This is a genomic window from Brevundimonas sp., assembly GCF_031082345.1.
Lineage (GTDB): Bacteria > Pseudomonadota > Alphaproteobacteria > Caulobacterales > Caulobacteraceae > Brevundimonas.
The window spans coordinates 1-5,840 of sequence record NZ_JAVHLH010000185.1; the positions used below are offsets into that span (position 1 = coordinate 1).

The following is a 5,840-nucleotide window of genomic DNA, read 5'->3' on the forward strand; positions in this document are numbered from 1 at the left end:
CTTCGCCCTCACCGACGACCAGCGCGCCATCCAGGACGCCGCCCGCGCCTTCGCCGACGCCGAACTGGCGCCGCACAGCGCCGAATGGGACGAGACCAAACATTTCCCCGTCGACGTCATGAAACACGCCGCCGAGATGGGCTTCTGCGGCATCTACACCGGCGAGGAGCACGGCGGCATGGCGCTGGGCCGGGTCGAGGCCGCGGTCATTTTCGAGGAGTTGTCGCGCGGCGACGTCTCCACCGCCGCCTTTATCTCGATCCACAACATGGCCACGTGGATGATCGACAAATTCGGCTCCGACGACCTGCGCGCCCGCTACGTGCCGTCGCTGGTCACCATGGAGAAGATCGCCTCCTACTGCCTGACCGAGTCCGGCTCCGGCTCCGACGCCGCCGCCCTGCGCACCACGGCGAAACTGGACGGCGACCACTGGGTCCTCAACGGCTCAAAGGCCTTCATCTCCGGCGCCGGGACCTCGGACGTCTATGTCGTCATGGCCCGCACCGGCGGCGATGGCCCCAAGGGCATCTCCACCTTCGTCGTCGACAAGGACGCGCCGGGCCTGTCCTTCGGGGCCCAGGAGAAGAAGATGGGCTGGAACTCCCAGCCCACCGCCATCGTCAGCTTCGACGACTGCCGCATCCCGGCGGCCAATCTGCTCGGCAAGGAAGGCGACGGCTTCCGCTACGCCATGATGGGCCTCGACGGCGGCCGGCTGAACATCGCCGCCTGCTCGCTCGGAGGCGCGCGCCTCGCGCTGGAGGCGGCGCAGGAATACGTCGCCAGCCGCAAACAGTTCGGCAAGCCGATCGCCGACTTCCAGAACACCCAGTTCAAGCTGGCCGACATGGCCACCCAGCTGGAGGCGGCCCGCCTGCTGGTCCTGCGCGGCGCCTGGGCGCTGGATACGAACCACCCCGAGAAGACCAAATGGTGCGCCATGGCCAAGCGCTTCGCCACCGACGCCTGTTTCCAGATCGCCGACGAGGCCCTGCAGCTGCACGGCGGCTACGGCTACCTCAAGGACTACCCGCTCGAACGCATCGTCCGCGACCTGCGCGTCCACCGCATCCTCGAGGGCACCAACGAGATCATGCGGGTGATCACCGCGCGGGAGATGATGCGGCAGTAGGTTGGATGACCGAACCGTGTTAGGCTGACCATAAATCTGGTCAGGAGTCTGCGATGCGGAAGGTGGGCGTTCTGGAAGCCAAGACCAATCTCTCGGCGCTGCTGGACGACGTAGAGGCGACAGGCGAGGTCATCGTCATCACCCGGCACGGCAAGCCCGTGGCGCGGTTGTCGCCGGAACGTCAAACGGAACAATCTCACCGGCGGCTGTCCGCTCGTGAACTGGCGGAGCGTGCCCGCGCATTTCGGGACAAGCAGGCGCCGGACCCGGAGTGGGCGGCTCTCTCGTGGGAAGAGCTGAAGGCCATCGCGCGCGATGAAGTTGATCGTTGACGCCTCGGCTGCGGCTTCGTGGCTGCTTGCGTCGCAGGCCACGCCGTCGTCAACGGAGCTGCTTGATCGCCTCGGCGCCTTCGAGATCGCCGCGCCCCACATCTTCCAGTGGGAGATCGGCAATCTGCTTGTGCGGCAGACCCGTCGCCAGCCGGGATTCAGCCTGAACGAGGCGTTCGCCATTCTCGACGGTTTCAGGATTACGCTTGCGCCGCCGACAGGGCGCGATGCTGTCCGCGCGCTCGCCGGGATCGCGGCCGCGCGAGGGCTCAGCCTGTTTGACGCCGGCTATCTGTGGTTGGCCATGCAAACCGATGGCGCGGTTGCGTCTCGCGACGCCGATCTTCTGGCCGCCGCGACGGCCGCCGGTCTTCCCGTATTCGATCTTCGCGACTAAGCGAGGACCATGACCGCCGAAACCGAAGTCCTCGTCCGCGTCGCCTCCGGCGTCGGCCGCCTGACCCTCAACCGGCCCAAGGCCCTGCACGCGCTGAACCACGCCATGTGCGACGCCATGATCGAGGCGCTGCTGGCCTGGCGGACCGACGACGCGGTCAGGTCCGTGCTCATCGATCACGCCGGCGAGCGCGGCTTCTGCGCCGGCGGCGACATACGCATGATCGCCGAAAGCGGGGCAGGGGACGCCTCGGAGGCGAAGGGCTTCTTCGCTGCGGAATACAAGCTCAACCACCTGCTGTTCGACTATCCCAAGCCGGTGACGGCGCTGGTCGACGGCATCGTCATGGGCGGCGGCGTCGGCATCAGCGAGCCGGCCGTGGTCCGCATCGCCACCGAGCGCACCACCTACGCCATGCCCGAGACCGGCATCGGTCTGTTCCCCGATGTGGGCGGCGGCTGGTTCCTGCCGCGCCTGCCGGGCCAGACCGGCGTCTGGCTGGCTCTGACCGGGGCCCGGCTCAAGGCGGCCGACACCGTCTTCCTCGGCATCCATACCCACTATCTGCCGTCTGACGCCCTCGACGCCTTCCGCGCCATCCTCGCCGCCGATCCGGCCCATCCGGTCGATGTCGCCGACGGGCTCGAGACCGACGCCGGCGAGCCTCCGATCGAGCCGCACCTGCCGGCCATCGAGCGCCTGTTCGCCTTCGACACGGTCGAGGAGATATTCGCCGCACTCGAGTCCGAGGGCTCGGACTGGGCCTTGGCCCAGCTGGCCATCCTGAAGACCAAGTCGCCGCAGTCGCTGAAGGTCACCCTGCGCCAGCTGCGCACCGGCGCGAAGCTGGACTCCTTCGCCGACAACATGGCCATGGAATATCGCCTCGGCGGCCGCGTCGTCCGCACCCACGACTTCCAGGAAGGCGTCCGCGCCGTCATCGTCGACAAGGACAACGCCCCGAAATGGTCGCCCGCGGACCTGTCCGGCGTCTCCTACGCGGAGCTCGACAGGCTGTTCGCGCCCTTGCCGGCGGATGAGGAATGGACCCCGCTGGCCTGACCGGAGGGGTTGCATCTGGGGCGAAACCGGCGGCCTATCTGCGTTCGCAGGAACAGGGGACCCGCCATGCGCCGCCTTTCGACTCTCGCCCTTCCGCTCGCCGCCGCCGTGGCCCTGTCCGGCTGCATCATCGTCGCCGACGGCGGAACCACGACCGTCGTCCACCACACGGTCCCGGCCGAGGACGCCTACGCTGCGGCTCTGGCCCATCCCGACCGGCCCGAGGCCGATCGCGCCCGCGACGATCTGCGCCGTTCCGCCGACATGCTGGCCTTCATGCGGCTGGAGCCCGGCGACGTCATCGCCGACATCCGCCCGGAAGAGGGCTTCTTCACCCGTCTGTTCGCCCCCGTCGTGGGTCCCGCCGGCCACGTCTACGCCTTCGTGCCGAACCAGACCTCGGGGCGCGAGAACGCCTATGCCGATACGCTCGCCGCCACCTACGGCAACGTCAGCCGCGTCACCGGCGCGCTCGAGACCATGGCCTTCGACCGGCCCCTGGACGTGGTCTTCATGGGCGAAGAATACCACGACTTCGTCATCCCCCGCTTCGGCGTGGACGTGCCGACGATGAACGCCGCCGTCTTCCGGGCCCTGAAGCCGGGCGGCCTCTATGTCCTCCTCGACCATCAGGCGGCGGCGGGGACGGGCGTCTCGGTGGCCGGAACCCTGCACCGCATCGAATCGGCCGAGCTGCGCCGCCAGGTCGAGGCCGCCGGCTTCGTCTTCGACGGCGAGACCCGCGTCGTCGCCAACCCCGCCGACGACCACAGCCTCAGCGTCTTCGACGAGTCGATCCGCGGCCGCACCGACCGCTTCGTCCTTCGTTTCCGCAAGCCCGGCTGAGCCGGATCACCCAGGAGCCTCCGTCATGCGTCGTTCGCTTCTCCTCACCTTCGCCGCCGCCCTGGCCCTGTCGCCGATGGCGGCGGCCCAGACCCCGCCTCAGGCACCGGACTACGCCGCCGTCCTGGCCAGCGACATCCGCCCGGCCGAGGATCGCGCCCGCGACGCGGCCCGCCACACGGCGGAGACCCTGGCCTTTGCGGGCGTCCAGCCGGGCTGGAAGGTCGCAGACATGATCATGGGCGGCGGCTATTTCACCCGTATCCTGTCGGCCGCCGTCGGCCCGGAAGGCCATGTCACCGCCTGGCAGCCGGCTGAGTTCATCGCGTTTGAACCCTCATACGGTGAAGCGCTGGGGGCTGCGGACGTCCTGGCCAACGTCGACGCCATTCGCTCCCCGATCAGGGAGCCGGCCTTTCCGGAAGGGCTGGATCTGGTGTTCACGGCTCAGAACTACCATGACCTGCACCTGGAGCCCTTTCCCGACGACACGGCGGCCCGCGTCAACGCCGCCGTGTTCCGCGCCCTGAAGCCCGGCGGCTACTACATGATCATCGACCACGAGGCCGAGGAGGGCGCCGACTTGTCGGTGGCTGACACGCTGCACCGGATCGACTGGACCCGGGTGATCGAGGAGGTGGAGTCGGCGGGCTTCGTGCTGGACAGCCGCGGCGGAGCGCTCGAGCGGCCCGACGACCCACGCACGGCCAACGTCTTCGATCCCTCCATCCGGGGCAAGACCAGCCAGTTCATGCTGCGCTTCCGTAAGCCGGGCTGACGGAATTCCGCCGGCGCCGCTGGCGAGCGGACGGGGGACGGGCTAACCCTCCCGAAAATCATTCGGGAGAGACGCCATGACCCACACCATCGCCTTCATCGGCCTCGGCAACATGGGCGGCGGCATGGCGGCCAACCAGGCCAAGGCCGGTCACACCGTCCTGGCCTTCGACCTGTCGCAGGCCGCGCTGGACCGCGCCGCCGAGCACGGCTGCACCCCGGTCGGCTCGGTCGCCGAGGCGGTCAAGGCCGCCGACGTCGTCATCACCATGCTTCCCGCCGGGCCGCACGTGCTCAAGGTCTATTCGGAGCAGATCCTCGGCGCCGCCCCGACCTCCGCCCTGCTGCTCGACTGTTCGACCATCGACGTCGACACCGCCCGCAAGGTCGCCGGTCTGGCCAGGGACGCCGGCTACGCCTTCGCCGACGCGCCGGTCTCGGGCGGGACCATGGCCGCCGACGCCGGCACCCTGGCCTTCATGGTCGGCTGCGACGAGCCCGACTTCGCCCGCATCGAGGCGGCGCTGGAGCCGATGAGCCGCGCGACCTTCCGCGCCGGGGACCACGGGGCCGGGCAGGCGGCCAAGATCTGCAACAATATGATCCTCGGCATCACCATGCTCGGCACCTGCGAGGCCATCGGCCTGGCCGAGAAGCTGGGCCTCGACCCGGTCAAGATGTTCGACATCGTCGCCAAGTCCTCCGGCCAGAGCTGGAGCGTCACCACCTACTACCCGTGGCCCGGCCCGGTCCCGACCGCGCCCTCGAATCGCAACTACGACGGCGGCTTCGCCACGGCGATGATGCTGAAGGACCTGAAACTGGCCCAGGACGCCGCCGCCAAATCCGGCGCCTCGACTCCGCTGGGGGCCCAGACCGAGGCCCTGTTCCAGATGTTCAACGGCCTCGGCTACGGCGGCCGCGACTTCTCCGCCATCCTGCAGATGCTGCGCGGCAAGCTGGATGAACTGCCAAAAGGGTGACCTGCCGCGAAGCGCCCTTGGTCCATCACAACGGCCACAACGAAAGGCACAACGATCACCACGCGCGCCGCTCCCGTCGTGTCCTTCGTGGTCCGTTGTGTTCGTTGTGATGAACCTGCCAGCCGCCGCAAGAGCTCTTGAGAACCATTATCAATTAAGGGTTTGCGGCGTTTTGTCCGGTCCGATTCATGGACAAATCGACCCGATCGGCGCATCACCGGGCAAGTTTTCGCCGCCGGTAGAGCTGACTCGTTGTACGACTACAAGGCCGCCTTCCAGACCGCCGTGGAGCAGGTCAAGAGCGAGGG

At 68.4% G+C, this 5,840-nt stretch carries 6 protein-coding genes and 1 pseudogene; all 7 read left to right on the forward strand.

Going from position 1 to position 5,840, the window contains the following annotated elements; all coding sequences use genetic code 11:
* A partial coding sequence (locus tag RDU12_RS11570) for an isobutyryl-CoA dehydrogenase (RefSeq protein ID WP_308684715.1) occupies positions 1 to 1,135 on the forward strand: 1,135 nt, incomplete at its 5' end.
* A 53-nt stretch (positions 1,136 to 1,188) separates the two neighbouring features.
* Positions 1,189 to 1,467 (forward strand): type II toxin-antitoxin system Phd/YefM family antitoxin, encoded by a 279-nt coding sequence (locus RDU12_RS11575; RefSeq protein WP_300289769.1) that lies wholly within the window; start codon positions 1,189 to 1,191, stop codon positions 1,465 to 1,467.
* On the forward strand, positions 1,451 to 1,864 hold the full coding sequence (locus tag RDU12_RS11580) for a type II toxin-antitoxin system VapC family toxin (RefSeq protein ID WP_300289768.1): 414 nt from the start codon (positions 1,451 to 1,453) through the stop codon (positions 1,862 to 1,864). The genes RDU12_RS11575 and RDU12_RS11580 overlap by 17 nt, the downstream gene beginning before the upstream one ends.
* A gap of 9 nt (positions 1,865 to 1,873) precedes the next feature.
* Positions 1,874 to 2,926 carry an enoyl-CoA hydratase/isomerase family protein gene (locus RDU12_RS11585; RefSeq protein ID WP_300289767.1) on the forward strand — a complete coding sequence of 351 codons (1,053 nt, stop codon included), beginning with the start codon at positions 1,874 to 1,876 and terminating at the stop codon, positions 2,924 to 2,926.
* Between the two features lie 66 nt (positions 2,927 to 2,992).
* Positions 2,993 to 3,772, forward strand: a complete 780-nt coding sequence (locus RDU12_RS11590; RefSeq protein ID WP_300289765.1) for a class I SAM-dependent methyltransferase — start codon at positions 2,993 to 2,995, stop codon at positions 3,770 to 3,772.
* 25 nt (positions 3,773 to 3,797) lie between these two features.
* Positions 3,798 to 4,550 carry a class I SAM-dependent methyltransferase gene (locus RDU12_RS11595; protein WP_300289764.1) on the forward strand — a complete coding sequence of 251 codons (753 nt, stop codon included), beginning with the start codon at positions 3,798 to 3,800 and terminating at the stop codon, positions 4,548 to 4,550.
* A 70-nt stretch (positions 4,551 to 4,620) separates the two neighbouring features.
* Positions 4,621 to 5,532, forward strand: a pseudogene (gene mmsB, locus RDU12_RS11600) (3-hydroxyisobutyrate dehydrogenase); the annotation flags it as partial.
* Positions 5,533 to 5,840: the final 308 nt, after the last annotated feature.